At 58.5% G+C, this 26,459-nt stretch carries 25 protein-coding genes and 3 pseudogenes; 13 read left to right on the plus strand and 15 right to left on the minus strand.

Features of this window, described 5'->3' with window-relative positions:
- The first annotated feature begins 18 nt into the window (after nucleotides 1–18).
- The gene (locus ACR3EN_RS16610) at nucleotides 19–357 is read left to right on the plus strand and encodes a TraR/DksA family transcriptional regulator (RefSeq protein ID WP_480819668.1); all 339 of its coding nucleotides are present in this window, start codon (nucleotides 19–21) and stop codon (nucleotides 355–357) included.
- On the opposite strand, the gene ACR3EN_RS16615 is transcribed toward ACR3EN_RS16610, so the two are convergent.
- The 3 genes from ACR3EN_RS16615 to ACR3EN_RS16625 form a co-directional block, all read right to left on the minus strand.
- Nucleotides 338–712 carry a DUF7742 family protein gene (locus ACR3EN_RS16615; RefSeq protein WP_480869462.1) on the minus strand — a complete coding sequence of 125 codons (375 nt, stop codon included), beginning with the start codon at nucleotides 710–712 and terminating at the stop codon, nucleotides 338–340. The two genes, ACR3EN_RS16610 and ACR3EN_RS16615, sit on opposite strands and share 20 nt — an antisense overlap.
- Nucleotides 642–3,110 carry a phage tail protein gene (locus tag ACR3EN_RS16620; protein ID WP_480869488.1) on the minus strand — a complete coding sequence of 823 codons (2,469 nt, stop codon included), beginning with the start codon at nucleotides 3,108–3,110 and terminating at the stop codon, nucleotides 642–644. The genes ACR3EN_RS16615 and ACR3EN_RS16620 overlap by 71 nt, the downstream gene beginning before the upstream one ends.
- Nucleotides 3,111–3,545: 435 nt before the next feature.
- Entirely contained in the window at nucleotides 3,546–4,433 is an 888-nt protein-coding gene (locus tag ACR3EN_RS16625; RefSeq protein ID WP_480819666.1) for a DMT family transporter, read from the minus strand.
- A gap of 321 nt (nucleotides 4,434–4,754) precedes the next feature.
- On the opposite strand from ACR3EN_RS16625, the gene ACR3EN_RS16630 reads away from it, so the two are divergent.
- Nucleotides 4,755–6,014 carry a DEAD/DEAH box helicase gene (locus tag ACR3EN_RS16630; protein WP_480819665.1) on the plus strand — a complete coding sequence of 420 codons (1,260 nt, stop codon included), beginning with the start codon at nucleotides 4,755–4,757 and terminating at the stop codon, nucleotides 6,012–6,014.
- 65 nt (nucleotides 6,015–6,079) lie between these two features.
- Here ACR3EN_RS16630 and mltG read toward each other — a convergent pair whose 3' ends face one another.
- The 7 genes from mltG to fabD all read right to left on the minus strand — a co-directional run bounded on the left by mltG (nucleotide 6,080) and on the right by fabD (nucleotide 12,424).
- Complete coding sequence (gene mltG / locus ACR3EN_RS16635; protein WP_480819664.1) at nucleotides 6,080–7,237, minus strand: endolytic transglycosylase MltG; 1,158 nt, start codon at nucleotides 7,235–7,237, stop codon at nucleotides 6,080–6,082.
- A complete protein-coding gene (gene fabF / locus ACR3EN_RS16640) occupies nucleotides 7,238–8,503 on the minus strand; it encodes a beta-ketoacyl-ACP synthase II (RefSeq protein ID WP_480819663.1) in 1,266 nt (421 codons plus the stop codon).
- A gap of 207 nt (nucleotides 8,504–8,710) precedes the next feature.
- Nucleotides 8,711–9,454 (minus strand): 1-(5-phosphoribosyl)-5-[(5-phosphoribosylamino)methylideneamino]imidazole-4-carboxamide isomerase, encoded by a 744-nt coding sequence (locus tag ACR3EN_RS16645; protein WP_480819662.1) that lies wholly within the window; start codon nucleotides 9,452–9,454, stop codon nucleotides 8,711–8,713.
- Between the two features lie 125 nt (nucleotides 9,455–9,579).
- Entirely contained in the window at nucleotides 9,580–10,119 is a 540-nt protein-coding gene (locus tag ACR3EN_RS16650; protein WP_480819661.1) for a GNAT family N-acetyltransferase, read from the minus strand.
- 140 nt (nucleotides 10,120–10,259) lie between these two features.
- Entirely contained in the window at nucleotides 10,260–10,493 is a 234-nt protein-coding gene (locus ACR3EN_RS16655; RefSeq protein ID WP_008756330.1) for an acyl carrier protein, read from the minus strand.
- A gap of 210 nt (nucleotides 10,494–10,703) precedes the next feature.
- The gene (fabG, locus tag ACR3EN_RS16660) at nucleotides 10,704–11,441 is read right to left on the minus strand and encodes a 3-oxoacyl-[acyl-carrier-protein] reductase (RefSeq protein ID WP_480819660.1); all 738 of its coding nucleotides are present in this window, start codon (nucleotides 11,439–11,441) and stop codon (nucleotides 10,704–10,706) included.
- A gap of 44 nt (nucleotides 11,442–11,485) precedes the next feature.
- Nucleotides 11,486–12,424: an ACP S-malonyltransferase gene (gene fabD, locus ACR3EN_RS16665; RefSeq protein WP_480819659.1), complete on the minus strand. Its 939-nt coding sequence runs from the start codon at nucleotides 12,422–12,424 to the stop codon at nucleotides 11,486–11,488.
- A 172-nt stretch (nucleotides 12,425–12,596) separates the two neighbouring features.
- On the opposite strand from fabD, the gene ACR3EN_RS16670 reads away from it, so the two are divergent.
- Nucleotides 12,597–13,826 carry a cytochrome b/b6 domain-containing protein gene (locus tag ACR3EN_RS16670; RefSeq protein WP_480870172.1) on the plus strand — a complete coding sequence of 410 codons (1,230 nt, stop codon included), beginning with the start codon at nucleotides 12,597–12,599 and terminating at the stop codon, nucleotides 13,824–13,826.
- A 53-nt stretch (nucleotides 13,827–13,879) separates the two neighbouring features.
- Here ACR3EN_RS16670 and ACR3EN_RS16675 read toward each other — a convergent pair whose 3' ends face one another.
- Nucleotides 13,880–14,452 carry a YceI family protein gene (locus ACR3EN_RS16675; protein ID WP_480819657.1) on the minus strand — a complete coding sequence of 191 codons (573 nt, stop codon included), beginning with the start codon at nucleotides 14,450–14,452 and terminating at the stop codon, nucleotides 13,880–13,882.
- Nucleotides 14,453–14,578: 126 nt separating this feature from the next.
- On the minus strand, nucleotides 14,579–15,088 hold the full coding sequence (locus tag ACR3EN_RS16680; protein WP_480843469.1) for a hypothetical protein: 510 nt from the start codon (nucleotides 15,086–15,088) through the stop codon (nucleotides 14,579–14,581).
- Nucleotides 15,089–15,367: 279 nt separating this feature from the next.
- Between ACR3EN_RS16680 and rpsF the strand changes: the two genes are divergently transcribed.
- The 6 genes and pseudogenes from rpsF (at nucleotide 15,368) to ACR3EN_RS16710 (ending at nucleotide 19,208) form a co-directional block, all read left to right on the plus strand.
- Entirely contained in the window at nucleotides 15,368–15,721 is a 354-nt protein-coding gene (rpsF, locus tag ACR3EN_RS16685; protein ID WP_480819655.1) for a 30S ribosomal protein S6, read from the plus strand.
- Between the two features lie 27 nt (nucleotides 15,722–15,748).
- Entirely contained in the window at nucleotides 15,749–15,976 is a 228-nt protein-coding gene (gene rpsR, locus ACR3EN_RS16690; protein WP_005982441.1) for a 30S ribosomal protein S18, read from the plus strand.
- A gap of 12 nt (nucleotides 15,977–15,988) precedes the next feature.
- Entirely contained in the window at nucleotides 15,989–16,609 is a 621-nt protein-coding gene (gene rplI, locus ACR3EN_RS16695; RefSeq protein WP_480819654.1) for a 50S ribosomal protein L9, read from the plus strand.
- Between the two features lie 250 nt (nucleotides 16,610–16,859).
- Nucleotides 16,860–17,252, plus strand: a pseudogene (locus ACR3EN_RS16700) (transglycosylase SLT domain-containing protein); the annotation flags it as partial.
- A gap of 281 nt (nucleotides 17,253–17,533) precedes the next feature.
- Nucleotides 17,534–18,235, plus strand: a complete 702-nt coding sequence (locus tag ACR3EN_RS16705) for an autoinducer binding domain-containing protein (RefSeq protein ID WP_480819653.1) — start codon at nucleotides 17,534–17,536, stop codon at nucleotides 18,233–18,235.
- A 119-nt stretch (nucleotides 18,236–18,354) separates the two neighbouring features.
- A pseudogene (locus tag ACR3EN_RS16710) lies at nucleotides 18,355–19,208 on the plus strand (acyl-homoserine-lactone synthase).
- Nucleotides 19,209–19,304: 96 nt separating this feature from the next.
- On the opposite strand, the pseudogene tig reads toward ACR3EN_RS16710, so the two are convergent.
- The 3 genes and pseudogenes from tig to ACR3EN_RS16725 all read right to left on the minus strand — a co-directional run bounded on the left by tig (nucleotide 19,305) and on the right by ACR3EN_RS16725 (nucleotide 23,770).
- Nucleotides 19,305–20,635 (minus strand): annotated as a pseudogene (tig, locus tag ACR3EN_RS16715) (trigger factor).
- 184 nt (nucleotides 20,636–20,819) lie between these two features.
- The gene (locus tag ACR3EN_RS16720) at nucleotides 20,820–21,944 is read right to left on the minus strand and encodes a porin (protein ID WP_480819650.1); all 1,125 of its coding nucleotides are present in this window, start codon (nucleotides 21,942–21,944) and stop codon (nucleotides 20,820–20,822) included.
- Between the two features lie 233 nt (nucleotides 21,945–22,177).
- Entirely contained in the window at nucleotides 22,178–23,770 is a 1,593-nt protein-coding gene (locus tag ACR3EN_RS16725) for an NAD(P)H-hydrate dehydratase (protein WP_480819649.1), read from the minus strand.
- Nucleotides 23,771–23,939: 169 nt separating this feature from the next.
- On the opposite strand from ACR3EN_RS16725, the gene ACR3EN_RS16730 reads away from it, so the two are divergent.
- The 4 genes from ACR3EN_RS16730 (at nucleotide 23,940) to ACR3EN_RS16745 (ending at nucleotide 26,443) form a co-directional block, all read left to right on the plus strand.
- Nucleotides 23,940–24,278: a P-II family nitrogen regulator gene (locus ACR3EN_RS16730; RefSeq protein WP_480819648.1), complete on the plus strand. Its 339-nt coding sequence runs from the start codon at nucleotides 23,940–23,942 to the stop codon at nucleotides 24,276–24,278.
- Nucleotides 24,279–24,310: 32 nt separating this feature from the next.
- Nucleotides 24,311–25,717, plus strand: a complete 1,407-nt coding sequence (glnA, locus tag ACR3EN_RS16735; RefSeq protein ID WP_480819647.1) for a type I glutamate--ammonia ligase — start codon at nucleotides 24,311–24,313, stop codon at nucleotides 25,715–25,717.
- Nucleotides 25,718–25,815: 98 nt separating this feature from the next.
- Nucleotides 25,816–26,196, plus strand: a complete 381-nt coding sequence (locus ACR3EN_RS16740) for a pyridoxamine 5'-phosphate oxidase family protein (RefSeq protein ID WP_480918445.1) — start codon at nucleotides 25,816–25,818, stop codon at nucleotides 26,194–26,196.
- A gap of 13 nt (nucleotides 26,197–26,209) precedes the next feature.
- Nucleotides 26,210–26,443, plus strand: a complete 234-nt coding sequence (locus ACR3EN_RS16745; RefSeq protein ID WP_480918446.1) for a PNPOx family protein — start codon at nucleotides 26,210–26,212, stop codon at nucleotides 26,441–26,443.
- Nucleotides 26,444–26,459: the final 16 nt, after the last annotated feature.

Below are 26,459 nucleotides of genomic sequence, written 5' to 3' on the forward strand. Positions count from 1 at the left end.
TGCACCGCACAACAAAAAATGAACGCGAAAGATCGAAAGCATTTTGAGGATTTGATCGGTAAGCGCCTCGCCGAATTGCACGTCCAGTCCGAGAGCGGGCGGCAGGCGCAGGCGGTGGTCGAATTGGATCAGCAGGCGATCGGACGTCTTAGTCGGATGGATGCCCTGCAAAACCAGGCGATGGCCAAGGCGCAGCAGGCGCGCCGAGACAGCGAGATCCTACGTCTCAAGGCCGCGTTGGCCCGTATGGCCGAAGATGAATTTGGCTACTGCGAGGATTGCGGCGAAGGCATCGCACGAGGGCGGCTAGAGCTTGATCTGGCCGCCACCAAATGCGTCAGTTGCGCCTCTGGCTAGTGTGAAACCGGATCAGGGCGCGCAGAACCATCTCAAAACACTGACAATATTGCAAATCGTCAAAACACGGTTCGTCCGCAAGCCTGCGAGTGCGCGCAACACTCATCAACGCTCCGTTGCCATAAAGCGGGTGCAATCGCCCGGTTGCGCGCACATGCCGGTCCGCCAGCTCGGTTTCGGCAATCATCCGGGTGCACAGGCGCCAACGCGCTGGCTGCGGCGCAGCCAACAAAGCCCGCGCCGCCGCGCTGATATCGCCGTGTAACACTGGACGCATCAGCGCCTCAGCCCACTGCGAACCGGGCAGCCGGCCCCGGTCCATAGGCGGCCGAGACCTGTGCCACTGCAATCTCATAAGCTCCGCTCAGGCCATCATCGGCCTGCATCGCCGATGTGTAGGACCATCCGGGCGTCGAGACCACCACCTCTCTTACCAGCCTACCTTCGGTTAGGATACGGACCAGATAGGTTTCGCTTTCTTCGGCCACGGGGACCTCAAGGCCGTCCCAACCGTCCCCATCAATGCGCGTACGTCTGATCCATGTGAACGCGTCCCCCGAGCCTGACGATGACACACGCAAATGCACGGGCGCATAAGGCCTCAACCCGTTGCCGTCGAACGCCTCGACCAGATGCACATAGGCCGCATCCTCGTAACCGCGCGTCGCGGGACCTATGCGGTAGTGCTTGGCTATACGCCGCTCGGTACGCAACAGACTGGTCTGATACACGCGTTCGTCCAACAGGACAAAACTCGAGCCTTCAGGCCAAACATCCGGCATCAAAGCGTCTGTCCCCAATTGGCCGCGCAGACGCCCCGACAAGTGATAGATACCTGCTTCCTCGAGGCTGGCATCAGAGAACTGGAACAGCTCCCAATTACCGGGTGTGCCGTCCCCGATGGCGGCCAAATTGGCCCCGCTGAGCAACGCCGCGCGTGGGCGCGACTCGAGCAGACCATCGATCAGGTTGACACGCAGCGCTGGACCTTCATCCCAAATTCCGGCACTCGCCCGCCGCAGCGGTGTCTCGGTAAAGCCAATCACGGCCTGACCGGCGATCACCTCTTGCAGGTTATAGTCCTCATCCTGCGCAGCGGCGTAGATGGCTACGTTGCCGGGCCAAGGATCGGCGGTGGTCGCCAGATACGGCGCATGGGGTTCCTCTGACCCCGTGATCAGAGGCAGATCCATGAAGACTGGCAAGACGGGAACCGGCGCTGCGAAGGGTTGCGCCGTTACACCATCATCCTGCACGTCTGCATGCGCATAGACGCCCGGCTCGATCCGAACCGCATCAGCCAACTGCATTTCGGCGTGCTCCATACGGTCGATCCGATACAACGCGCCCATGTCTTGCCCAGCGCCCGTCAAGCTTACGACATCCCCTGCGCCCACATGCGACAGCGACGGCGGCAGCGCAAATTTGGCCGTCTCGCGCGCAATGCGCGACTCGCTCAACCATCGTTCGACCGTTTGCCGCCCCTCTGCTCGCGTCATCGACAGCGGCATCTCGTTCACTGCGACCGCATGCGTCCTGTCGTCGGGCAGAACCGCCTCTTCGGCAACCACGTCATGATTGGCATCCGACTGGACAAATCGCAGGCGCACGCGGCCTGTCATCTCGGCCTCGGCCTCCCGGCGATATTCAACCGATCCCTCAATATCCGCGCTGATGGCGATTTGGTCCGGGTCAAGCACATGCGCACGCCGCCCATCGCGTGTGCGAAACACCAGCACCCCGTCGCGTTCAATCGCGTCGAACCCATATCGCAGCATCAGCGGCTGCAGGGCCTGGCGCGCGTTCATGACGTCTTCGACTGCATAACCGCGAACAACACCGTAGAGCGCCGAGACATCAATATCCGTCACGCCGGCCCCATGACAGATTTCGGTCACCACCGAAGCCAGCGTCCGTGACCCGGATCGCCCGTTCAGCCAATGCCCACGCGCATAGTTGTCACCATCAGCCCATTGTGACCGCAAGTTAGGGAAGGTTGGATAGGGCCGCGCATCCCAGGCCCAGACATAGGCGTTCGACATATCGACCATTGGACCGCCGTAAATCTCGGACACCGGGTTGATCTGCGGATCCCCCCAATACCCAAGCATCGCCCGAAGATATTGAACCGAAATAAAGTCGTCTCGCATCCCATTCGAATACTTCGGCAATTCCGATTCCGAAGACTTGGGATCCAGAAACTTATTGGGCTGGTTGGTCCCCTTGTCTACCGCAGCACAGCCCAGTTCATCCACCCAGGCCGCATCGAACTGCGGCCCCCGCAACCCCTCCGGATCATGCGCGGAAAACGCCTGCGCCTCGGCCCCGTTGGGCCAGACCAGCTTGCGCTCGGACGCCTTCCAAACAGGCCGACGATCCGGCGGCGAGCATTGCAGGATCCCGCTGTCACCAAAGATCATCACATCGCGCACCTGATCGAATGTCTCACCGATCAAAGCCACCCGACACGCTTCGCCCTTATCCAACGGCAAAGACCCCTCGACCACAGACCGCACCCATTCGGCCCCGGCCCGCGTCTTGCCAGCCCCACGGCCCCCCATGATCACCCATGACCGCCAGTCACCTTCAGGCGGCAACTGATGCGGCAGCGCCCAGAACTCGAACAGGAAAGGGAGGGCACACAGCCCCCCCTCCCCGATCTCACTCAGAAACCTGTCCTGCACCGCAGCAGGCGCGGAGGCGAGCCAGCCTGCACCCGATCTCAGATCGTGCCCGATCAAGGTCGAGCGCATAGCCCCCTTGGGCAATTCCGGCTTGTCTGTGATGTTGTTCGACAAAGCTTGTCTCCACTTTCTGACAACTGCGGATCAGCCCCTCTAGCTGACCCAGTTGCTTGCCTGTTCCGGCAAGGTCTGCATCCTCCCCGGCTGTGATCTGTTTTCGCAGTTCTTCCGCTGCCTGACGCAGATCGCGAATGGATCGTTCAAGCGACTGCAACAAATCAGCCGTCTGAGAAATCCGCTCTTCCGGGGTAATCAAAGTCATGTTTGGCTTTTGACCTCATGCGTGAGTTTTCTCCGCACGAGAGAAACGAAAAACGGCCACCGGGTCGCCCCGGGGCCGTTGCCCACTTCTTCTAGCATGACATAAGAGATACGCGATTAAGCGCGCAAAGTCAATGTATTACGCAACAGGCGCGCAACACCCAGCGTCCGATCCGTTTACGATCAGCTCCGCATCACCTCTAGAAAAGCGGCACTTACGATCAGCGCTGCACCGGCAAACTCTCGCATCCCGAAGGGTTCGCCAGAAAAGGCCGCAGCCGAGATCAAACCCACCACGACCTCGCTCATCAGCAGCAGGCCTACGCGCGCCGGAGTCAACTTTGTTGCGGGCCAAATCGTAAGGAAGAACATTGGCAAGGTGTAGAGGACCGACAACAACGCTACCGGCCCGACGCCGATAAAAATCTCTCCGACCCTCTCGGGTGATCCCAGGCTAACGGCAAACGGAAGACTGAGCAGCGACAAGGCCAGAGCCCCGGACAGGAAGGCAAAAACCTGCCCGGAAACCGATATACCGGATGCCCGATACAGCCCCATGGACCCCAAAGCCCAGGTCATGCCCGAGATCAGGGCCAGCCAGTCCCCGATATTGCGCGGCCATGGAACCCCCTGCTCTCCACCGAGCACAATGAACATGCCGCCCAGACCACATAGCAAGCCAAGACCCCGGGCCGCGCCAAGGCGTTCGCCCAGGAACAACATGCCCAGGATCGTTCCCCAGACCGGTGTCAGATAGAACAGCAGGATTGATCGGACGACGTCCGTATAGACCAGACTGATGGTGAACAAGCTAAACGCTGCACCGGTGAACATCCCGCTATAGACCAGCTTGCGCCAGTCTCTCAGAAGCGCTCGCCTCTCTCGCATCAGGAAGGGCGTCAACACGATCAAAGCTGCAGTATACATGACGATCCCCGGCCATGGACCGCTCAGCCCTTGGTCGACGAAATACCGAACCGGAATCCAGTACAACCCCCACATCATCCCACCGATGACAAGGGCGATGCTGGCCGTCCTCAAATCCGAACTCTGCAGGGCTCTGAACGTCATGATCTATCCCTAAATCGCTCTGAACCCCTATCTGGCAAACGCGCAATTTGCGCAAGCGTTTCGCTACGCGACGCTTGACAATCTCGGCCGCAAGGCGCATTTGCTCTTCAAGCAGCGCTGAAGCGTGAGCATCGGCGGGTTCGCCCCGCCCTTACAGCGCCCGATTCACCCCAGTTCCCCATCACGCAGGGTTCTTGACGCGACGGCCGGATCAGGCAGGAACCGCCTGCTTGTCCTGAGGTCTCGCACAACCCCTGCCGGTCGCGGATGCGGCCCATTTCGCCTCCTGCGCCGACGCAAGGGGCCACAAAGGATAGTTATTTGTTCGACTTCGACATGCTGGGCCTTGCGCCCGCGCTCAATGACGCGCTGAAACGCGCTAATTTCACCCAACCCACCCCGATCCAGAACCAGGCGATTCCGCTGGCGCTGAACGGGCATGACATCATGGGCCTCGCCCAGACGGGCACCGGCAAGACGCTGGCCTTTGGCCTGCCGCTGATTGACCACCTGCTGGCACAGCCCGGCAAACCTGCGCCAAAGACGGCCAAGGCGCTGATCCTTGCGCCCACCCGCGAACTGGTTAACCAGATCGCCGACAGCCTGCGCAACCTCACCAAAAAGACCAAACTGCGCGTTGCCACCGTGGTCGGCGGTCAGTCGATCAATAAGCAGATCATGTTCCTGTCGCGCGGCACTGATATCCTCGTGGCGACACCGGGCCGCCTGATCGACCTGATGGAACGCAAGGCCGTTGACCTGAGCTCGGTCCGCCATCTGGTACTGGACGAGGCTGACCAAATGCTGGACATGGGGTTCATCCACGCCCTGCGCCGCATCGCGCCTGAACTGGGTACACCGCGCCAGACCATGCTGTTCTCGGCTACCATGCCGAAACAGATGGAAGAACTCAGCCGCGCTTACCTAACCAACCCGCAACGCGTGCAGGTCTCGCCCCCCGGCAAAGCCGCGGACAAGATCACCCAGTCGATCCATTTTGTTGAAAAGCCCGGCAAACCGGCGAAGCTGCGCGAAATTCTGTCAACCGACCCCGACGCGCTGACACTGGTCTTTTCCCGCACCAAACACGGGGCCGAAAAGCTGATGAAAGGCCTCGTGGCTGATGGCTATAACGCGGCCTCAATCCACGGCAACAAAAGCCAGGGTCAACGAGATCGCGCGATCAAGGCCTTTCGCGACGGCGAGATCAGCATTCTTGTCGCCACGGACGTTGCCGCGCGCGGTATCGATATCCCCGGTGTGGCATATGTGATCAACTACGACTTGCCCGAGGTGCCCGATAACTACGTCCATCGCATCGGCCGCACCGCACGCGCAGGGCGTGAGGGCGAAGCCATCGCGTTCTGCTCGGCCGAAGAAGTCGATCTGCTGCGCCAGATTCAAAAGCTGATGAAGATCGAAATTCCGACGGCGAGCGGTGAAATGCCCGAAGCGATCACCCCGGCCAAACCCGCCCGGCGTCAGGGAAATCGTCGTCGTGGACCAAAACCGCAAAACTCCGGCGCGCCCAAACCCGGCGGCCAGAAACGTCGCCGCCCTCGGCGCTCGAAAGCGGCCTGAGCAAAAAAACGAGCGGCCTGATGATCCATCAGGCCGCTATTACAAGCTCACCAAGACGGGTTGCGTCAGTTGCCCGAGTTTCGCTCGGCCTCAATCTCGCGCCATTTGGCGACGTTGCGATTGTGCTCCTGAAGTGTTTCAGCGAAGGCGTGCCCACCGGTTCCATCTGCAACGAAGAAGATGAAATCTGTACTTGCCGGAGCAACCGCAGCCTCAAGGCTGGCCATGCCCGGATTGGCAATCGGCGTCGGCGGAAGCCCGTCGATCACGTAAGTATTCCAAGGCGTTACACGGCGCAGTTCGCTGCGGCGCAGGCCACGGCCAAGTGTGCCTTGGCCTTTTGTAACGCCATAGATTACCGTCGGGTCCGTTTGCAACTTCATACCCTGATTCAGGCGATTGACGAACACACTGGCAACCTGACCGCGTTCATCCGGGACACCGGTCTCTTTTTCGATGATCGAGGCCAGGATCAACATCTCTTCAGGGCTGCTCAAGGGCAAGCCGTCCTGCCGCCCCTCCCAAGCCGCGTTAATCCTTAGCTGCTGTTTTTCCTTCATATCTGCAAGAATCGCGTTTCGATCAGCACCCGGCGTGACCTCGTAGCTGTCAGGCGCAAGCATCCCCTCAGCGGGTAGATCTGCAACGTCACCGGTCAGCAAATCCATCGCTTTGAGAGACTCTACAACCTGCCAGCTGGTAACGCCTTCCGCCAAAGAAATGCGATAGCGTGTGTCCGCCTCCCCGCGTTTTTCTTCATAGACTGCAGGGGCGTCTTCCTCACCGATCACAAAAGATGCGACCTCATCAAAGTCCAGTGTGGCGGGATTAAGCTCGCGCACCCGGGTTTGCATCCGGGTGACACCAATGCGGTATTCGATCTCGGTCCCACAGGTACTGGCACCGCTGCGGGTGACCTCATCGATGATCTGCTCCATCGACGCACCTTCGCGCACCAGAAAGCTTCCGGCTTTCAGCTGTTGGGATTTATCGGCATAGTCTGCGGCCAATCTGAAGATAAGCCCGCTGCTGATCGCCCCCTGATCTTCCAGCTCCTGACTCACGCGGGTCATATTGGAACCGGGCCTGACCTGCAGACAAATCGCAGTTTCAAGCGGGCCCTCGGACGTGTATTGAGACTGCCCCCATACGACGACGCCGCCCAACAGGAACAGCCCAACGACCAATACGGTCAGCGCGTTCGACGCCAAGGCCCGCCACATTTAGCTGGCCTTTCCGAAGATCACGCTCGCGTTTGTGCCGCCAAAGCCAAAGGAATTTGACAGCGCAACATTTATTTCACGCTCACGCTTGGCGTTCGGCGCCAGATCAATCGGCGTCTCGACAGCCGGGTTATCAAGGTTGATCGTCGGCGGAGCCACCTGATCGCGGATCGCAAGGATCGAGAAGATCGCCTCAATCGCGCCCGCTGCGCCCAACAGATGCCCTGTCGCGGATTTGGTCGAACTCATGGTGGCGTTTCCGGCGTGATCCCCCAGCAAACGCTCGACCGCACCCAACTCAATCGTATCCGCCATGGTCGAGGTGCCATGAGCGTTGATATAGTCCAGATCTTTGGGCTCCAGCCCAGCGCTGCGCAGCGCAGCTTTCATCGAACGCTCGGCCCCGTCGCCGTCCTCAGAGGGCGCAGTGATGTGATATGCATCGCCCGACATGCCGTAGCCCAGCACTTCAGCGTAGATCTTTGCTCCACGCGCCTTGGCATGCTCATAATCCTCAAGAACCACGATACCCGCACCCTCGCCCATGACAAAGCCGTCACGGTCGATATCGTAGGGGCGGCTCGCTTTCTTAGGATCGTCGGCATATTTCGTCGACAGCGCCTTGCATGAGTTGAAACCGGCAATGCCAATCTCGCAGATACAGCCCTCGCCGCCACCTGCGATCATCACATCCGCATCGCCCGAGCGGATGATCCGGCTGGCATCTCCAATCGCATGCGCACCCGTAGAACAGGCAGTCACGACCGAGTGGTTGGGACCTTTGAAGCCAAAGCGGATCGAAACCTGACCCGAGGCCAGATTGATCAGAGCGCCGGGAATAAAGAAAGGCGACACCCGGCGCGGACCTTTGTCGCGGATCAGGTTCGCGGTCTCGGCAATCGATCCCAGACCACCAATACCCGAACCGATCAATACGCCTGTGCGCAGACGGTCTTCTTCATCCTCGGGCAGCCAATTCGCATCCTTGCACGCCATCTCGGCAGCAGCGATCGAATACAGGATAAAGTCCTCGATCTTGCGCTGCTCTTTCGGCGGCATCCAATCATCGGGATTGAATGTTCCGTCGGTACCGTCTCCGCGCGGCACTTCGCAGGCATAGGTCGTGGTCACGCCACTGCCTTCGGCATCAAACAGCGTGATGGGGCCCGCGCCGGACTCACCGTCCAGCAGACGCGACCAGGTTTCCTCAACCCCACTGGCCAGGGGAGTGACCAATCCCAGACCGGTTACAACGACTCTGCGCATGAAGTGCCTCTTGCCTGCTTCCTGTTATGAGAACCGCTCATACCCCGGCCCGGGGTGCGGGGGCAAGAGCAACGGCGGATTCTGATCCGGCAACGCACTGCCGCCCGGATTTTTGCCAACGGATCATCATCAGCCATTGCCTATGGCCGTACGAAAGAACCCGCCCGGCATCTCTGCGGCGGGCGGGTTCAATTGCCAAAAGACAGCTTACTGAAATTCTGCGACCGGTTCATGCGCAGTTTTCGCGACCTCCAGCGCCGCGCTCAGGTCCACGGTCTTGCGGAATAACGCGCGGCCGACAATCGCGCCCGAGATGTTGGGAATGTAGGCCAGTCGCGAGATATCATCGACGGTCCGCACGACACCGCTGGCGATGATCGGAGTGCGTGACTTCTCGGCCAGACCAGAAATCAGACCCAGCTGCGCCTCGACATCTTCCATGTCGCTGTCGATATCGGTGACCAGAATCGCAGCGAAAGGCGTCTCTGCGAAGGCTTCGATGAAAGCGTCGGGCGTAAACGCACTTTGGCTGCGCCAACCTTCGGTCATCACCTGCCCCTGCCACACATCCACGGCCAACACGATCTGATCGGGGTAAAGCTTGGCCAGTTCCTTCACCAGTTGCGGATCCCAGGCAGCCAGCGTGCCGATCACGATTCGCCCCGCGCCTTTGTTGATCCAGTACTCGACCTGTTCGCGATTGCGCAAACCGCCAGCCAATTGCACCGGCATCTCCGCCGAGCGAATGATCTCTTCCACCAGCGCCGCGTTGGTATCACGCCCTTCAATCGCGTCGAAATCGGTCAGATGCATCCATTCGGCACCTGCCGCCGACCAGCTGCGCGCAGTCTCCACCGGATCCACGTGCCAGATCATCGCGTCCTCAAGACGGCCCTTGTCCAGCGTGACACAACGACCGTTCTGCAGCTCCATCGTAGGGTAAATTCTCATGTGCCTTTTCCTCCGCCCAGACAAATGGAAGTTCGACATTACCATATCACTTTGGTAACGCCCATCACTTCTCAGGATCGGCACAGTTCATGCATTTTGCGGCATCGCAGCAATAAAAGCCGCGTTCAAAACCTTGCAGGCGGACCATCACGTCGAAACAGATGCACTGCGGTATCGCGGTATTCGGCCTCACGCAGAAGCTTGTATCCCAGCTTCTCAGCCAACCGGCGTGACGCTGTGTGCCCGGCGTCGATCAACGCGACCAGAGGGCCGGGTATGACACGATCAAACCAGTCATGTGCCGCGTGCGCGGCCTCATGACCATAGCCCTGGCCCTGCATGTCTGTCATCAAAACCCAACCCGCTTCGGGGAAGCCGTCAAAGTCTTCTCCCAAGGCGCGATTACCATAGAAGAACCCGGCTTGACCGATCAATTTGCGATTCGATTGCAGCATGACGCCCCATTGCCCGAAACCGGTCATCTGCCAGTGCCCGGCGTTGCGCAAAAACTTGTCCCAAGCTTCGCCGCGGCTCAGCGGAGTGCCACCGATATGCCGCACCACATCCGGATCGCCCCAAATCTCGGCGAACCGGTTGAAATCCTCGGGGCGCATCGCACACAGGGTCAGACGCGCCGTATTGATCATCGGGGTGGATCTTATCATGCCCTTGCCCGCTCGATAACTTGCCTCGGGGGTCAGAGTGCGGAGCGTAACCCCCTTGGGGCAAGCCCGAATTTCATCAGCGCATAAAAAACGGCGCCTCCGTTGCCCGGAAGCGCCGCTTTTGTCTCAGAACGATAAGCTTAGGAAGCTTCGCTGATGAATTTGACGGCGTCGCCAAAGGTCTGGATGGTCTCGGCTGCGTCATCAGGGATTTCGATGCCGAACTCTTCTTCGAACGCCATTACCAGCTCAACGGTGTCCAGGCTGTCTGCGCCCAGATCGTCGATGAACGAGGCGTTTTCGGCAACCTTGTCCTCTTCAACACCCAGGTGCTCAACAACGATCTTCTTAACGCGATCTGCGACGTCGCTCATGTCTATTCCTCATTTCAATTTCAGGGCGGTTCGCCCGGTTCTGCCCTTGCCCGTTCGGGGTGGACTGGTTTTGCCCGTTCCGGGCGGTTTGGGTCCCGGGTCCCCGGGAAATCAGAGAACCGGCCTTCCGACCGGTCCCTGCGCATACGCGCCGCCTATAGCACAGACAACGCGTAAGGCAAACGCTTTCGCATCCGCCCCGAATTGCGATCACAACATGGCCATGCCGCCATTCACATGCAAGGTGCTTCCGGTCACATAGCCTGCTTCGGGGCTGGCCAGATACAACACAGCAGCGGCGATTTCCTGCGGATCACCCATACGCCCTGCAGGAACCTTCAGCAGCAGACCCTTCTTTTGCTCATCCGTCAGCTTCTCGGTCATGGCCGTGGTGATAAAGCCCGGAGCCACCGCATTTACGGTAATCCCACGCGTCGCAACCTCATGCGCCAGTGCCTTCGAGAACCCGATCATACCGGCCTTGGACGCAGCATAGTTCGCCTGCCCCGGATTACCGATTGCCGCCACGACAGACGAGATATTCACGATCCGACCCCAGCGTGCCTTCATCATGCCCCGGATCACGCCTTTGCACAGTTTCATGGTCGCGGTCATGTTCACGTCAATGACGCTCTGCCATTCTTCATCGGACATGCGCATGAACAGGTTGTCACGCGTGATGCCTGCATTGTTGACCAGAATGTCAACCGATCCCATCGCCTCAGCCGCCTGTTTCGGCAGTGCCTCGACGGCCTCCGGGTCACTCAGATTACACGGCAACACATGCGCGCGCTCTCCGAGGCTCTCAGCAAGCGCCTGCAACGGCTCTACACGTGTTCCGGAAAGGCCGACGGTCGCGCCTGCCTCATACAAAGCACGGGCAATATCGCCACCGATACCCCCCGAGGCACCCGTGATAAGCGCGTTCTTACCTGTTAAGTCAAACATTTAGCATTCCTCTCTGGCCGCCGAAACCGGCGACTGTCCTTCGTTTACGCGCCGGGATTAACGGCTTTTTGTACATCATCAGGCGACCCGACCGCCGTGCACGTCAGCGCACGGTCGATCTTGCGGATCATCCCAGACAGAGCCTTGCCCGCGCCGATCTCCCACGCCTCAGTCACGCCCTGCGCGACCATGTACTGCACGCTTTCGCGCCACCGGACCGACCCGGTGACCTGTTCGACCAGCAACTGGCGGATCACATCCGGATCACTTACAGCCTCGGCGCGCACATTGGCGATCAGCGGCACGGCAGGTGCCTTGATTTCAACAGCAGACAAAGCTTCTGCCATCACATCTGCCGCAGGCTGCATCAGCGCACAGTGAAATGGAGCACTTACCGGCAACATAACCGCGCGTTTGGCTCCTTTTTCCTTCGCAATCTCTGCAGCACGCTCTACGGCGGCCTTTGCGCCGGACACCACGACCTGCGTCGGGTCGTTGTCATTGGCGGCCTGACAGACCTCACCCTGCGCGGCCTCTTCGGCCACGGCGCGTACGGCTTCAAGATCAAGACCCAGAATAGCCGCCATCGCGCCCTCACCCACCGGCACGGCGCTCTGCATTGCCTGTCCACGGGTCCGCAGCAGCCGTGCGGTGTCAGCGACCGACAAAGCCCCGGCAGCGGCCAAGGCAGAGTACTCACCCAGCGAATGCCCTGCCACATATGACGCCATCGAGATCGATGCCCCCTCGGCCTCAAGCGCGCGCATCGCCGCCATCGAGGTCGCCATCAGCGCCGGTTGCGCATTCTGTGTCAGGGTCAGATCCGCGATCTCGCCGTCCCAGATCAGATCGCTCAGCTTCTCACCCAAAGCCTCATCGACCTCATCAAAAACGGCGCGGGCTGCGGGATAGGCATCGGCCAGAGCCTTGCCCATTCCGATGGTCTGGGCGCCCTGCCCGGGGAAAACAAACGCGCGTGTCATAAGTGCCTCTTGCGTGACGTCAGGTTTCGGCGGGGTGTAAACTGACAAACGGCGCGGCACAAGCATTGCCTGCGTTCTGCATCAGGACACCCTTACTGTGCATTTCTCCGCCTTGTGTCGGCACACCAGCACTTTAGGTTGTCCCCAACATGATAACGCAGAGAGTCACGCAATGTCCCTGACGAACACCCGATCGAGCTATGGTGGCATAACCAAGGCATTTCACTGGCTGACTGCCCTGCTGATCCTGGCCGCCATTCCGCTGGGTTGGTTCGCAAACGAACTGGCCCATGCGATCTACAACCCGGATGTCGCAACCACCGAGGATGACATCGCACGCGCCGCGCGGCTTTTCTCGTTGCACAAGACCATCGGTGTCGCCGTGTTCTTCGTCGCTTTGGCCCGAATCCTGTGGGCTATGACACAGACCAAACCCGGCCTGCTCAACGCAGATAACAAGCCCGAGGCTTTTGCCGCCGAAACCGTGCACTGGCTTCTCTACGGGTCACTTGTGGTGGTTCCGCTCAGCGGTTGGATCCACCACGCAGCAGCCGATGGTTTCGCGCCAATCCTGTGGCCGTTTGGCCAAAATCTGCCGCTGGTTCCAAAATCCGCGCTTCTGGCTGAACTCACGGCCAGCCTGCACTGGTTGTTCGTCTGGATACTGGGCGGGTCATTGGTTCTGCATATCGCGGGCGCAATGAAGCACCATGTCGTGGACAAGGACAGCACCTTGCGCCGTATGCTGCCCGGCCAAGCACATGCGCCCGAGCCGCCAGCACAACACCATTCGGCACTGCCTGCTTTCGCTGCGTTGGTGATCTGGGCCGCAGTGCTGGTTGGTGGCTGGAGCACCGGCATCTTTGATGATCACTCCAAAGCCACGCTGGACACCGCCGAGCTGGACGAGGTTCAATCCGAATGGGAGGTTGCGGATGGCACGCTCTCGATCACGATCTCCCAGCTGGGTAGCCCCGTCACCGGACAGTTCCGGGATTGGACCGCCGCGATCGCGTTCCAAGACCCTGCAGATACTGGGCTGGCGGGATCAGTCGATGTAACGATCGCCATTGCCTCGCTCAGCCTGGGCACCGTCAGTGATCAGGCGATGGGTGCGGACTTCTTTGACAGCGCTCAATTCCCTACGGCCCATTTCAAGGCCGATCTGTTCAAAACGGAAACCGGATACGAAGCCCGCGGCCCGCTCACCATCCGCGACAAATCCATCGAGGTCACCCTACCTTTCGATCTGGAACTGGTGGATGATCTGGCCACCATGTCCGGCGGGCTTTCGCTCAACCGCATGGATTTCGACGTTGGAACGTCACAGCCCACCGAAGACTCGCTTGGCTTTACCGTCGACGTCGATGTCGAACTGACAGCCGAGCGAGACGAAGAATAAAACCGCCGGGGCGTTCAACCCCGGCGGTCTTTGTTGCGTCTATCGAATAGGGTTTATTCGGCCTTCTGTGCTTCGACCGAAATCTGTACCTGAACCTCATCGCTTACGAACGGAGCAAACTGACCCAAATCGAAATCGCTGCGCACCAAAGTTGTGGTTGCATCGAAACCGGCCCAGGGCTTGCCTGCCATCGGATGCTCACCCACCTGGTTCAGCTTGGCGTCCAGAACCACCGACTTGGTCACGCCGTTCATCGTCAGATCACCAGTGATGTTGGCGGTGTCCTCGCCAGTCACTTCAATGCTGGTCGAGGTAAAGCTGATCAGATCGCCTTCGGTCACGCCAAAGAAATCCTCGGTCATAAAGTGATCTTCGCGCGGTTTCCAGCCGGTGAACATCTCGACCACCGGCATTGATACGGTCACGCTGGAAGCGGCTGGGTTTTCCTGATCGAACATGATCTCGCCTTCAAAGCCCGAAAACATGCCATAGGTGGTCGAAAAACCAAGGTGATTGTAGTTGAAGATCACCTGGCTGTGGCTTGGGTCCAATACGTATTTTTCAGCGCTGGCGAAGGCGGTCGTGGCAGATACAGCCAGAGCGGCGGCGAGAAGGGTGGATTTCATAACAATCTCCGCAAAGTTGGTTTTGCAAACCGGGTGGGTTGCTCATGAAATAAAATGTGCCGCCCAAGGGCGGCAGACAAGTTTTTTTGATTCACAAACTCTGTTCCTATTTGAACAGAATAGAATTCAGGCGAAAATTGTTACGTTTTGGCTCAGTTGCCCTTTCAGCGCTGCGCCGACATCCGCCGATTCCAAAGGCAGCTTCATCAGCAGGCTGCCATCCACGTCGAACAATTCGACCTGATCATCGGCAAAACGTGCACCGCCCAGCGAGTCGTAGCTGCGGCGCAGGACCGTCTGCGGGCGGCCATTTTCGTTCTTTTGCAGGATACGCACTTCGCGGCGGATCGGGTCAAAATAAGCGTCGGGGCGCGCGTCCATCACCTGAATGGTCAGCAGGCTGACACCCACGATCAGCATCATCAGCGACGCCACCAGTTTCAGCGGCCAGACCTCGGCGCTCATGACTGAGCCGGGCATGAGCCACATCGAAAAAGCCGAGAGGATCAGAAACGCGCCAGCGACACGCAGCAGTACCATCCGGGCACGCCAGTTCGGAGCAAACGTAATCAGAACGGGAACGGATTTATCGAACACTGCGCCGGGCGCTGTCTTTTCAAAAGTATTTGTTTGCATGACGGCCATTGTCTTGCCCTGTCTATGGTTTCTCAATCATCCGGGTGTTCCCGACTTGTGGAACAACCTCGCCGCGAAAAAAGTCAGGAATTGGGCGCGTCAGAGGAAATTGGGCGACTTCACAAAGGCATCTGTGGCGGGGCTTGCCCCGTCCGCTCAAACGTGTATACGGGGCCATCCTTCGCAGGAGTTATGAATCGCGCAGCCTCTCGTGGCAGGGTCGCGAAGGACCATATGGCCCCGCCTTTGAAATGCGCCTTGATATAAACAGGAGTGCACATGCCACTGTATGAGCATGTAATGATCGCGCGTCAGGATCTGTCCAACGCGCAGGCAGAAAGCCTTGTCGAACATTTCGGCACCGTTCTGGCTGACAACGGCGGCAACGTCGTCGACAGCGAGTACTGGGGCGTCAAGACAATGGCTTACAAGATCAACAAGAACCGCAAAGGCCACTATGCCTTCCTGAAAACCGATGCCCCCTCGGGTGCGGTTCAGGAAATGGAGCGCCTGATGCGCCTGCATGAAGACGTCATGCGCGTTCTGACCATCAAGGTCGACGAGCATGCCGAGGGCCCCTCGGTCCAGATGCAGAAGCGCGATGAGCGCGAAGGCCGCCGCGAGCGCCGCTGATCAACGCCTGACGAAAGGACTTAAACCATGGCCGCAAAACCATTTTTCCGCCGCCGCAAGGTCTGCCCGTTCTCGGGCGACAACGCGCCGAAGATCGACTACAAAGACACCCGTCTGCTGCAGCGCTACATCTCTGAGCGTGGCAAGATCGTACCTTCGCGCATCACCGCCGTTTCGGCGAAAAAGCAGCGTGAACTGGCCCGTGCTATCAAGCGCGCCCGCTTCCTCGCCCTGCTGCCCTACGCCGTGAAGTAAGGAGAGACTGACATGCAAGTTATCCTGCTGGAACGCGTTGCGAAACTGGGTCAGATGGGCGACGTCGTTGACGTCAAGCCCGGCTACGCCCGCAACTTCCTGCTGCCCCAGGGCAAAGCGCTGAGCGCGTCCGAGTCGAACATCGCCTCGTTCGAAGCCCAGAAAGCACAGCTTGAGGCCCGCAACCTGGAAACCAAGAAAGAAGCTGAAGCACTGGCTGAAAAGCTGGACGGCCAGCAGTTCATCGTGATTCGCTCGGCATCGGATGCCGGCGCTCTGTACGGCTCGGTCACCCCGCGTGACGCGGCAGATGCTGCAACCGAAGCTGGTTTCACCGTCGACAAGAAACAGATCGCCCTGATCGCTCCGATCAAGGAACTGGGTCTGCACTCGCTGGCAGTCAAACTGCACCCCGAGGTCGAGGTCGAGATCCAGATGAACGTTGCCCGTTCGGAAGAAGAAGCCGAACTGCAGGCATCGGGTAAATCGATTCAGGAACTGGCTGCTGAAGAAGAAGCCGCTGCTGAATTCGAGATCGCCGAACTGTTCGACGATATCGGCTCGGCCGCTTCGGACGACGAAGAGCTGGTTGCAGAAGAAGCACCGGCTGAGGAAGACGAAGCTAAAGCCTGATCTGACACAGCTTTGCACTTTGCAAGAGCCACGCGTTTGCGTGGCTCTTTTCTTTCATAGCTACCGGCACGGCAGAAATCGGCCCCGAACGTCAGCACGACCTTGCGATCGGTCGCATGATCCATATCATCGGCCCTTGCAAAACCGGAGTTTCCCCTATGCCCCCTCTTCTTCGTCGTAAAGTGCTGGCCCTTATGATTGCAGCCCCCTCGTTGCCTGCGGCGGTCCTGACACACCGACGCGTCAGGATACCTTCGATCCACCGCTCTATCCCAACGAAACGCCTGAGCTGCGTGCCTCGATCAACAAATGGGCAGATCATTACGAACTGCCGCGCGAATTGGTGCACAAACTGGCTATCCGCGAAAGCACACACCGCCCATGGGCCGTGAACCGCCCCTATTACGGGCTGCTGCAGATTCTACCCGCCACCGCCCGGTCGATGGGCTACACCGGCAATGCGCAAGGCCTGCTGGACGCGGATACCAATCTAGAGTTTGCGGGAAAATACCTGCGCGGGGCCTGGCTATTGTCGGACGGAGATCAGAAACGCGCGATCTTTCTTTACGCCAAAGGATACTACCCTGAGGCGAAAGCACGCGGCATGTTGGTCGAAACAGGTCTGGTTTCCGCCACAAAATAGGCATCATTTTCGCGAATTTAATGATTAAAGCTCGTACATAACCACTCAAATACAGCAGCGGACACCATGGCTGACACAGACGAACCCCAACAAATCCCCTATGTGGGGGAAAAATAGATGTGCATGAATGGCACATTTTCCCCTAAAAGGCAGACATTTCCCACATCTTCTTGTCATAATTTGGGAAATGTGATGTGCTATGTGACGTCAGGGAAAGCACTATCCTTTTTCCTGGCCAAAGGGATCCGCCCGCTCACTCGGGTCTAGCTGGTCGTTACCGTATGGATATTGTTGATCTCAGCACCCTTCCCGAACAGGACTCTCGCTATGATGAGTTCCTGCGCCAGGTCTGTGACAAATACGAGATGGACCACGCAGCCTATGCTGGCATGAACCCTGCAGCGGGTACGATCCATGGCCATGTGACCTATGGCGATGACTGGAAAAACCACTATCAGGAGCAAGGCCTGCACCTGATCGACCCGACCCTGCACATGAGCCAACGCAGCATCGCGCCCGTCGACTGGAGCCGCCTTGAACGCGGCAAGGATTTCCAGCGCGTGTTTCGTGACGCGCATGATTTCGGCATCCCGGATCAGGGCGTTACCATTCCTGTACGCGGCCCATATGGTGACATCGGCTTGCTCAGTGCGACCCGCGATTGCAGCCGCGAGGAATGGAAAAAGCTTGTGCCAAATGTGATCAGCGATCTGCAGTCTCTGGCTGTCCACATTCATGACAACGTGATGACATCGGACACCATCAGTCGGATGTTGTACCACCCGACGCTCTCAAGTCGCGAACTTGAGATTTTGCAATGGGCCGCTGCAGGCAAATCGCAACAGGATATTGGTGACATTCTGTCGATTTCACACCGAACGGTTGAGGTCCACTTGCGCTCTTCGCGCGAAAAGCTTAATGCACTCACAACGCCGCAGGCCGTGGGCCGCGCGATTGGAATCGGGCTAATCTACCCGGGCTAAAGCAAAATTCTGCCAAAATCTGACCCAAAAAAGCCCAGATTACGGGAAACCCCCAATAGATTCGCCCTGAAATCCGAGTAACGTCTTATCCACAGACAGATCACTCGAAGGGGGTTACAATGATTTTGGTAGTTGATGGGCTGAACAGACATCTGTTCACCGAAGTTCTTGACGATATGTTCGAACTGCGCGCCCGTGTTTTTGGCGGACGTCTTGGATGGGACGTTCACATTGAAGACGGCAAAGAAATCGACCAGTTCGACCATCTGGATCCTGCATACGTAATCGGTCTCGACGATGAGGGGAACGTCGTGGCCGCAGTACGTGCATTGCAGACCACCGGGCCGCACATGCTATCGGATGTGTTCTCGGATATTCTTTGCGGCGAGGCGCCGATGCGCAGTGCGACCATGTGGGAATCCACGCGCTTCTGCGTCGACACGCAGCGCTTGACACGCGGGAAAGAGAAAACTCGGTCTCTTATGCGACCTGTGAGTTGATGATCGGATCACTGGAATATTGCCGCAACGCAGGTATCCAGGACATCATCACCGTCATCGACCCGGTCATGAACCGTGTTCTGAAACGGTCGAACTGTGCGCCGTACGACTATGTCGGCGAGACCGTTCCGATGGGCAAAGTTCCGGCCATGGCAGCCCTGCTTGATTGCAGCGAGGAACGGATTTCCGGATTGCGTGATTTTGCAGACATCCACCACGATGTCTTTATCGACGAAGATGCTGCGCTGGAAATGTTCGAAGCCAAGAAGGCCGAAAAGCTCAGCCCGGCGAACCGAGACCACAAGCCGCTCACAGATCTCGAGAAGTACTTTGTCGAGCAGATGAGTGCGGCAAAAACGGAAGAAGAACGGCAGGCAGTGCTGAAACTGATCGAGGCCCTGTCAGATACGTTCACCACAGAGCAAAAGACCGCTCTGTTACAGACCCCCCGTGCTTTTGCTCATGAGGCCTGACCCCCTCACCTCATAGTACAAAGCCACCCATGCGGAGCCGTCCTATTTCCAGACGGCTCCGCTTTTTTGTGGCCCCCTTGCGGGGAAGGAAGAGGATTATTCCTCTTCCAGCGCTTCCACGGCTTTTTGCAGGTCGTCTTTGCTGACCTCTTTGTCGGTGACCTGCGCCAGTTCGAACACGTAATCGACGACCTTGTCTTCGAAGATCGGTGCGCGCAGTTGCTGCTGCATCTGGGCATTCTGCTGCACGAACTCAAAGAACTGGCGTTCCTGGCCCGGGTACTGGCGTGCCTGGTTCATGATCGCCTGCGTCATCTCTGCATCCGACACTTCAACTTCTGCCTTCTGACCAAGTTCGGCCAGAAGCAGGCCCAGACGCACGCGGCGTTCGGCCAGTTTGTTGTGCTCGTCGGTGGGCTCGATCGGATCGTGGTCGTGGCCTTCCACATCCGGGTTTTCCTCGTGCCACAGCTGGTGTGCAATCTGTTTGGCTTCTGCTTCCACCAGCGACGGCGGCAGGTCAAAGGTTACTTTCACATCCAGTGCATCCAGCAGGCCGCGCTTCATCACCGCGCGCGACGCGCCAGCGTACTCGGCTTCCAGACGTTCAGCAATTTGCGCCTTCAACCCGTCCAGATCCTCGGCGCCAAATTTCTTGGCCAGCTCGTCGTCGATCTCGGCTGCAACGGGTTCCTTCACCTCTTTGATGGTGCAGGTGAATACGGCGTCTTTGCCGGCCAGGTGCTCGGCCCCGTATTCTTCGGGGAAGGTGACGTTGACGTCTTTTCTTCCTCAGCTTTCACACCAACCAGCTGCTCTTCAAAGCCTGGGATGAAGCTGTTCGAGCCCAGAACCAGCGGATAGTCTTCCGCAGAACCGCCTTCGAACTCTTCGCCGTCAACCTTGCCCACAAAGTCGAATACGATCTGGTCGCCGTCTTTCGCCTTGGACCCTTTGCGACGCGATTTGAAGTTCTGAGCGGTCTCGGCCAGATTGCCCAGCGCTTCTTCGACGGCTGCATCGTCGGCTTTGACGACCAGCTTTTCCAGCTCGACCGATTTCAGGTCAACTTCCGGGATTTCAGGCAGCGCCTCATAGGACATTGCGACCTCAACGTCGTCGCCTTCTTTCCAGTCCTCGTTGGTCATCTTGACCTCAGGCTGCAGCGCAGGGCGGTCACCGCTGTCTTCAAAGTGCTTGTTCATCGCACCGTCGATGGTTTCCTGCATGGCTTCGCCCAACAGACGCTGGCCGAACTGCTTTTTCAGCAGCGCCATCGGCACCTTGCCTTTGCGGAAACCCTTCATTTCGATTTCCGGCTGCGCTTCGGTCAGTTTCTCGTTGACCTTGTCGTCCAGCTCGGCTGCGGTAACGACGATGTTGTAACCGCGTTTCAGACCTTCGTTCAGCGTCTCGGTAACCTGCATTATGGTAGTCCCCATAGGATTCGGGGCGCGCAAAACGGGCGCGCCGGGCAAATTTGACGCCTTCTATTTGCCCAGCCCCCTACGTGCAAGGGGGCAATGCCCTTATCGGTCTTGTTTTGCCGCCGATTTGAACAAAAAACGCCCCGGCTGCAGAGGATGCGCAAACTTCGCAGAGGACGCAGGCTCAGAACCTCCAGCGCGCGCCCAGAACCCACGCCTCGTTCTCGTCGAAGTCGATGGTGTCGTCAAAATCATGGTTGCGATATTTCAGATAGGCGTCTGTGTTGATGCTGTCGATCCGCTGCACAACGGCAATGCCCCATGACTTGGTGCTGGAGCCGGCGTTCTCAAAATCCGACCCATCGAAATAGTCGATACCAATGCCTGTCTTGCCCCAGGCCACCCAGTCGGCTTCGTAAGCCAGTTTCGCATACCAATAGTCCGGATCGCTTGCGCCAGCAGCCGTGTCATCACGCGATCCCAACGCAGCCGTGACGCTGAAACCGCTTGGCAAGAGGACCGAGGCCGACCCGATCGTATCCCTCCGCTCGCCCGATCCGTCGTCAAAGTCGCGCACTGCGTAGGCGAGGCTCGCGGCGAACTCGACTCCATTGGCGAAAGTGTTGCCGTACGACAAAGCGATGTCGTAGTAGTCATCGTCATCGCTGCTGGACAGGATGTTCTGACCATAGGCAATCGCTGCCGAGAACCCATTGAAATCCGGCGTATCGTAGCGGATGCGCCCGCGGCGCGCACCATCGAAGTTGCTTGCTGAATCGCCCACCGTGATATCGCTCAGCACACCATCCGAGCCACGATAGAAAAACGCGCCGTTTTCGTCGTTGGTGAAGGAATACAGGGCTGTTCCGACATAAGACAGATCCGTTTCAGCAGCACCATCCGAGGCCATACTGCCCTGCCCGGCTGAAAACCGGCCATATGCACCCGCCAAAGAGAAATCGACATGGCGGATGTCTTCCCGTGACCAACCATCCGCGTTGGTTCCGTCCTGATTGGCCGTTCCTGTGCTCGGCAAACCCAGGCCGGTTTCAAAGCGGAACATAAACTCATTGGCACCATAAGGCTGCATCAATCGAAGACCCACCCGACTGTTGGACAGGTCATTGTCCAGCAGCCGCGTCTCGGTCTCGGCTCCGTCATCTACCGACACGATCGCCGGGTGCAACTGTCCGTACAGCAGCACATAGCCGCCCGAGTTGTTTTCATATTTCAGTTCGGCCAAAGCCGGCATCGCGGTAGTCGCGACCAGAAATGTAGCCACCGTAGAACGTTGGAATATGTGCGCCATATCGATCACCATCAAAATTCCGCATTTCGCGCTCGGCCCGAAACGCGGCAGTTGAAATGCAGGCGGTCATATGTCGGTCAAGGGTCAGGCCTGCGCCGTGCGGTCGACTTACCTGTTACAGATTTCGCCACCGCGCCCTTGGTCCAGCAGATAGCCGCGAGACACCTTGGGCAAACCAGCCACACATGTGGTTTTGGCACCCTACGTGCCAGAACATTCTTTTCACAAAATAATTAAATATCAAGTTGTTTGAATAATATGGGCATTTGCTCAGGCAGGTCTTCCGCGATCAGCCCAGATCCAAACAGCCGCGCGCACTCGACATGTAGCCACGCAGCTGCGGTGGCCGCATCGATCGGCGCTTGCCCGCGTGCAAGTAAACCCGTGACAAACCCGGCCAGCACATCGCCAGAGCCCGCAGTGGCAAGCCACGGTGCCGCCCGCTCGTACATGGCGGCATTCACAAAGACGCGCCCATCCGGCGCAGCGATGACCGTATCGGCCCCTTTGAAAAGCACGATGCACCCTGCGCGCCGCGCCGCGGCGCGGGTTGCATCGACTTTTGAATACCCCGGCCCGATATCCGCGACGGCCTTCATCTTTTCCGCAATATCAGGAAATAGGCGCGCGAATTCGCCCGCATGCGGGGTTAATACGCAAAGAGCGTGCAACCGCCCAAACAAGCTCTGCGGATCGTCGGCGAACGCGGTTAATGCATCTGCGTCCAGAACAGTGGGCCTCTGCGCGGCCAGGGCGACCGGAACCAGTGTTCGCGCACGCTCCAGCCCCAGACCGGGTCCCAGGCAAAGCGCATTCAAGCGAGCGTCCGCCAAGATCTCTGCAAGGCCGTCAGCATCCTCGACGCGCTGCATCATCAATGCCGTGATGTGGCTGGCAACCTCCATCTGCGCCGAAGGCAGCACGCCAAGCGACACCAAGCCCGCCCCGATCCGCAAAGCGCCCCGCGCAGCAAGGCGGGCAGCACCGGTCTTCCCCATACCCCCCGCAAGGAGGAACGCGTGGCCATGCGCATATTTATGATCGTGTTCGGTCTTGCCGAGGATCGAACCGGTCGGGCGTTTGGCAGAGCGCGCAATTTCTGCATCGTCCGAGCCATGGTTTAGCCCAATGTCTTTGACGACCAACCGGCCACACATCGCTGGCCCGTCCGCCAAGACATGCCCAAGCTTACGTGCATGAAATGAAACCGTCAAAGCAGAGCGCGCACATCGGCGCCCGTGCTGAGGAAATGCACCACCCAGCACTTTCCCCGAATCCGAGCACAGCCCCGATGGCAGGTCAATGGCCACCGTTCGCGGAGCCGTGATCTGATTGCCTGCCCCATTCTCTCGCATGTCCCACGCATCGGCCGCATCATCGTGCAGCCAAAGATGCTCCCACAACACCGGGTCATCGATTGGCCGCGCCAAACCAGTGCCGAACAGTGCGTCGATCGAAAGGTCGGGGTGCTGCGCCTGCGGGCTAATCGGGTCCGTCGGGTTTAATGTGGGTCCGGCCCAACGTTCATAGTTGACCCTGGCATCCGGCGGCAGCTTGGCCGGATCACCGTAAAGAATGACCTCAACCGCCCAGCCCAGGTCTTTCAGCAAGCGCGCCACGACGAAACCGTCGCCACCATTGTTCCCCGGCCCGCACAACACCGTCGCGCGACCGTCGCTTTGCGCCAGCTCCGGCCATTCCTCGAAAATCGCATCCAAAACGCCCCGCCCGGCTCGTTCCATCAGTTCAAGCCCGGTCACCTCGCCCGCGTCAATCGCCGCACGCTCACAAGCGCGCATCTGTGCAGCGGTCAGCAATTCTGTCATCCCAAATCCTCACGCGATTCAGTTTTGATTACTATTTATGCAAAGAGTTCAAAAATTAATCTTTCGCACATATTCCGCGCACCTCTTTCCAAGCAATACAGTAATCGGATTGCTGCACAATCCCAGACGTGATCAGTGCGGTCCAGACAACCATGCAAGGTGACCCGGAATGAAAAAGATCGAAGCGATCATCAAACCGTTCAAACTGGACGAAGTGAAAGAGGCGCTGCAGGATGTGGGCATTCAGGGCCTCAGCGTGATCGAGGTGAAGGGTTTCGGTCGCCAGAAAGGTCACACCGAACTGTATCGTGGTGCAGAGTATGTTGTCGACTTCCTGCCCAAGGTGAAGGTCGAAGTCGTGCTGGATGACGACCAGGTCGACGCCGCGATCGAGGCCATCGTCGGTGCCGCAAAGACCGACAAGATCGGGGATGGCAAAATCTTTGTCTCGCCCGTCGAACAAGCCATTCGCATCCGTACCGGCGAGTCCGGTTCGGAAGCCCTGTAACGTATCATCTTCAAATCAGAGGAAACAAGAGAATGAGCAAGGACGCAGTTCTTCAGCTGATCCGGGACGAAGACGCAGATTACGTCGACATCCGCTTTACCGATCCGCGCGGCAAGCTTCAGCACGTGACGATCATGGCCGATCAGGTCGACGAAGACTTTCTGGAAGAGGGCTTTATGTTCGACGGCTCGTCCATCGCGGGCTGGAAGTCGATCGAAGCATCCGACATGAAGTTGATGCCCGACACCGACAGCGCCTATGTCGATCCGTTCTACGCAGAAAAAACCATCTGCCTGCACTGCTCGGTTGTTGAGCCCGACACCGGCGAGGCCTACGAGCGCGATCCCCGTGGTACAGCGCAGAAGGCCGAAGCCTACCTGAAAGCGTCCGGTATCGGCGACGTCGCCTATATGGGCCCCGAGGCCGAGTTCTTCCTGTTCGATGATGTCCGTTTCTCGAACAGTATCAACAAGGTATCTTACGAAGTTGATGCGACCGACGCGTCGTGGAACACCGACACCGAATACGAAATGGGCAACATGGGCCACCGCCCTGGCGTCAAGGGCGGCTACTTCCCGGTCAACCCGATTGACGAAAGCCAGGACCTGCGTTCGGAAATGCTGTCGACCATGAAGCGTCTGGGCATGAAAGTGGACAAACACCACCACGAGGTCGCGTCCTGTCAGCACGAACTGGGTCTGATCTTCGACAGCCTGACCAAGCAGGCCGACGAGTTGCAGAAGTACAAGTACGTCATCCACAACGTTGCACACGCCTACGGAAAATCGGCTACTTTCATGCCGAAGCCGATCGCAGGTGACAACGGCACCGGCATGCACGTGAACATGTCCATCTGGAAAGATGGCAAGCCTTTGTTCGCTGGCGACAAATACGCCGATCTGTCGGACGAAGCGCTGTACTTCATCGGTGGCATCCTGAAGCACGCCAAAACGCTGAACGCCTTCACCAACCCGGCGACCAACAGCTACAAGCGTCTGATCCCCGGTTTTGAGGCCCCCGTTCTGCGCGCCTACTCGGCCCGCAACCGTTCGGGTTGTGTCCGTATTCCGTGGACCGAAAGCCCGAAAGCCAAGCGCGTCGAGGCTCGCTTCCCCGATCCGGCAGCGAACCCCTATCTGGCGTTTGCCGCGCTGCTGATGGCAGGTCTGGACGGCATCAAGAACAAGATCGATCCGGGCGAAGCCATGGACAAGAACCTGTACGATCTGCCTGCCGAAGAACTGGCCGACATCCCGACCGTTTGCGGCAGCTTGCGTGAGGCTCTGGAAGCTCTGGCATCCGATCACGACTTCCTGCTGCAGGGCGACGTGTTCACCAAAGACCAGATCGACGGCTACATCGCACTGAAGATGGAAGAGGTCGAAACCTACGAGCACACTCCGCACCCTGTAGAATACGGTCTGTACTACAGCTGCTGATCCAGAATTTTCGACGAAAATTCTTGCAAGGGCGTCCAATCGGACGCCCTTGTTTCATTTGACACGATCTTCCACACTGCTCCGCAGGAGGAGATCGCATGGACGCTGAATTCTCGAACTTCGTGACCACCACAGAAGAGCTCGAGCGCATCACAGGCGCGCCCCTGCCGCAAATCATCGCCAAGGAAGTGCCCGCGCTGGATCAGATGTGTCGTGATTTCATCGCGACCTCGCCATTTTGTCTGATTGCATCGGCCAATCCGTCCGGACACCTTGATATTTCACCGCGCGGTGATCCCGCGGGTTTCGTTCGGGTGCTCTCTGACACCTTGATCGCGATCCCGGATCGCCCTGGCAACAAGCGCGTGGATACGTTTCACAATGTTCTGCAGGACCCGAGTCAGCGTGATTTTCTTTGTTCCCGGCAAGATGGAGACGCTGCGTCTGCGGGGCACCGCCCGGATATGCGCCGACCCTGACCTTCTAAAGTCGATGGCTGTCAACGCGCAGGCACCCAAGCTGGCACTGATGATCCGCGTCCAGACGGTCTTTGCGCACTGCCCCAAATGCGTCGTCCGCGCGAACCTGTGGCAGCCCGAGGCCTGGCCAGACTCCTCCGGCCTGCCCAATATGAATGCGATGATGGTCAAACACGCCAATATCGACAAAACCCCGGATGAATGGTTCGAAAGCCTGAAAGCCGCTGGGGAATTGGACCTTTATTAACCTTTCATTTTTGTAT

The sequence above is a fragment of the Ruegeria sp. G7 genome, from assembly GCF_056535465.1.

What these genes read in the sequence shown, in the direction of transcription:
- mltG (WP_480819664.1), bottom strand. Translation starts at nt 7,237, where the DNA reads ATGTGGCGGGCCTTGGCGTCGAACGCGCTGACCGTATTGGTCGTTGGG.
- ACR3EN_RS16705 (WP_480819653.1), top strand. Translation starts at nt 17,534, where the DNA reads ATGGATATTGTTGATCTCAGCACCCTTCCCGAACAGGACTCTCGCTAT.
- ACR3EN_RS16620 (WP_480869488.1), bottom strand. Translation starts at nt 3,110, where the DNA reads ATGCGCTCGACCTTGATCGGGCACGATCTGAGATCGGGTGCAGGCTGG.
- ACR3EN_RS16610 (WP_480819668.1), top strand. Translation starts at nt 19, where the DNA reads ATGAACGCGAAAGATCGAAAGCATTTTGAGGATTTGATCGGTAAGCGC.
- ACR3EN_RS16740 (WP_480918445.1), top strand. Translation starts at nt 25,816, where the DNA reads ATGGACGCTGAATTCTCGAACTTCGTGACCACCACAGAAGAGCTCGAG.
- ACR3EN_RS16625 (WP_480819666.1), bottom strand. Translation starts at nt 4,433, where the DNA reads ATGACGTTCAGAGCCCTGCAGAGTTCGGATTTGAGGACGGCCAGCATC.
- ACR3EN_RS16645 (WP_480819662.1), bottom strand. Translation starts at nt 9,454, where the DNA reads ATGAGAATTTACCCTACGATGGAGCTGCAGAACGGTCGTTGTGTCACG.
- fabF (WP_480819663.1), bottom strand. Translation starts at nt 8,503, where the DNA reads ATGCGCAGAGTCGTTGTAACCGGTCTGGGATTGGTCACTCCCCTGGCC.
- ACR3EN_RS16675 (WP_480819657.1), bottom strand. Translation starts at nt 14,452, where the DNA reads ATGAAATCCACCCTTCTCGCCGCCGCTCTGGCTGTATCTGCCACGACC.
- ACR3EN_RS16725 (WP_480819649.1), bottom strand. Translation starts at nt 23,770, where the DNA reads ATGACAGAATTGCTGACCGCTGCACAGATGCGCGCTTGTGAGCGTGCG.
- ACR3EN_RS16680 (WP_480843469.1), bottom strand. Translation starts at nt 15,088, where the DNA reads ATGCAAACAAATACTTTTGAAAAGACAGCGCCCGGCGCAGTGTTCGAT.
- ACR3EN_RS16730 (WP_480819648.1), top strand. Translation starts at nt 23,940, where the DNA reads ATGAAAAAGATCGAAGCGATCATCAAACCGTTCAAACTGGACGAAGTG.
- glnA (WP_480819647.1), top strand. Translation starts at nt 24,311, where the DNA reads ATGAGCAAGGACGCAGTTCTTCAGCTGATCCGGGACGAAGACGCAGAT.
- ACR3EN_RS16615 (WP_480869462.1), bottom strand. Translation starts at nt 712, where the DNA reads ATGAGATTGCAGTGGCACAGGTCTCGGCCGCCTATGGACCGGGGCCGG.
- ACR3EN_RS16720 (WP_480819650.1), bottom strand. Translation starts at nt 21,944, where the DNA reads ATGGCGCACATATTCCAACGTTCTACGGTGGCTACATTTCTGGTCGCG.
- ACR3EN_RS16670 (WP_480870172.1), top strand. Translation starts at nt 12,597, where the DNA reads ATGTCCCTGACGAACACCCGATCGAGCTATGGTGGCATAACCAAGGCA.
- ACR3EN_RS16655 (WP_008756330.1), bottom strand. Translation starts at nt 10,493, where the DNA reads ATGAGCGACGTCGCAGATCGCGTTAAGAAGATCGTTGTTGAGCACCTG.
- fabG (WP_480819660.1), bottom strand. Translation starts at nt 11,441, where the DNA reads ATGTTTGACTTAACAGGTAAGAACGCGCTTATCACGGGTGCCTCGGGG.
- fabD (WP_480819659.1), bottom strand. Translation starts at nt 12,424, where the DNA reads ATGACACGCGCGTTTGTTTTCCCCGGGCAGGGCGCCCAGACCATCGGA.
- rpsR (WP_005982441.1), top strand. Translation starts at nt 15,749, where the DNA reads ATGGCCGCAAAACCATTTTTCCGCCGCCGCAAGGTCTGCCCGTTCTCG.
- ACR3EN_RS16650 (WP_480819661.1), bottom strand. Translation starts at nt 10,119, where the DNA reads ATGATAAGATCCACCCCGATGATCAATACGGCGCGTCTGACCCTGTGT.
- ACR3EN_RS16745 (WP_480918446.1), top strand. Translation starts at nt 26,210, where the DNA reads ATGGCTGTCAACGCGCAGGCACCCAAGCTGGCACTGATGATCCGCGTC.
- rplI (WP_480819654.1), top strand. Translation starts at nt 15,989, where the DNA reads ATGCAAGTTATCCTGCTGGAACGCGTTGCGAAACTGGGTCAGATGGGC.
- rpsF (WP_480819655.1), top strand. Translation starts at nt 15,368, where the DNA reads ATGCCACTGTATGAGCATGTAATGATCGCGCGTCAGGATCTGTCCAAC.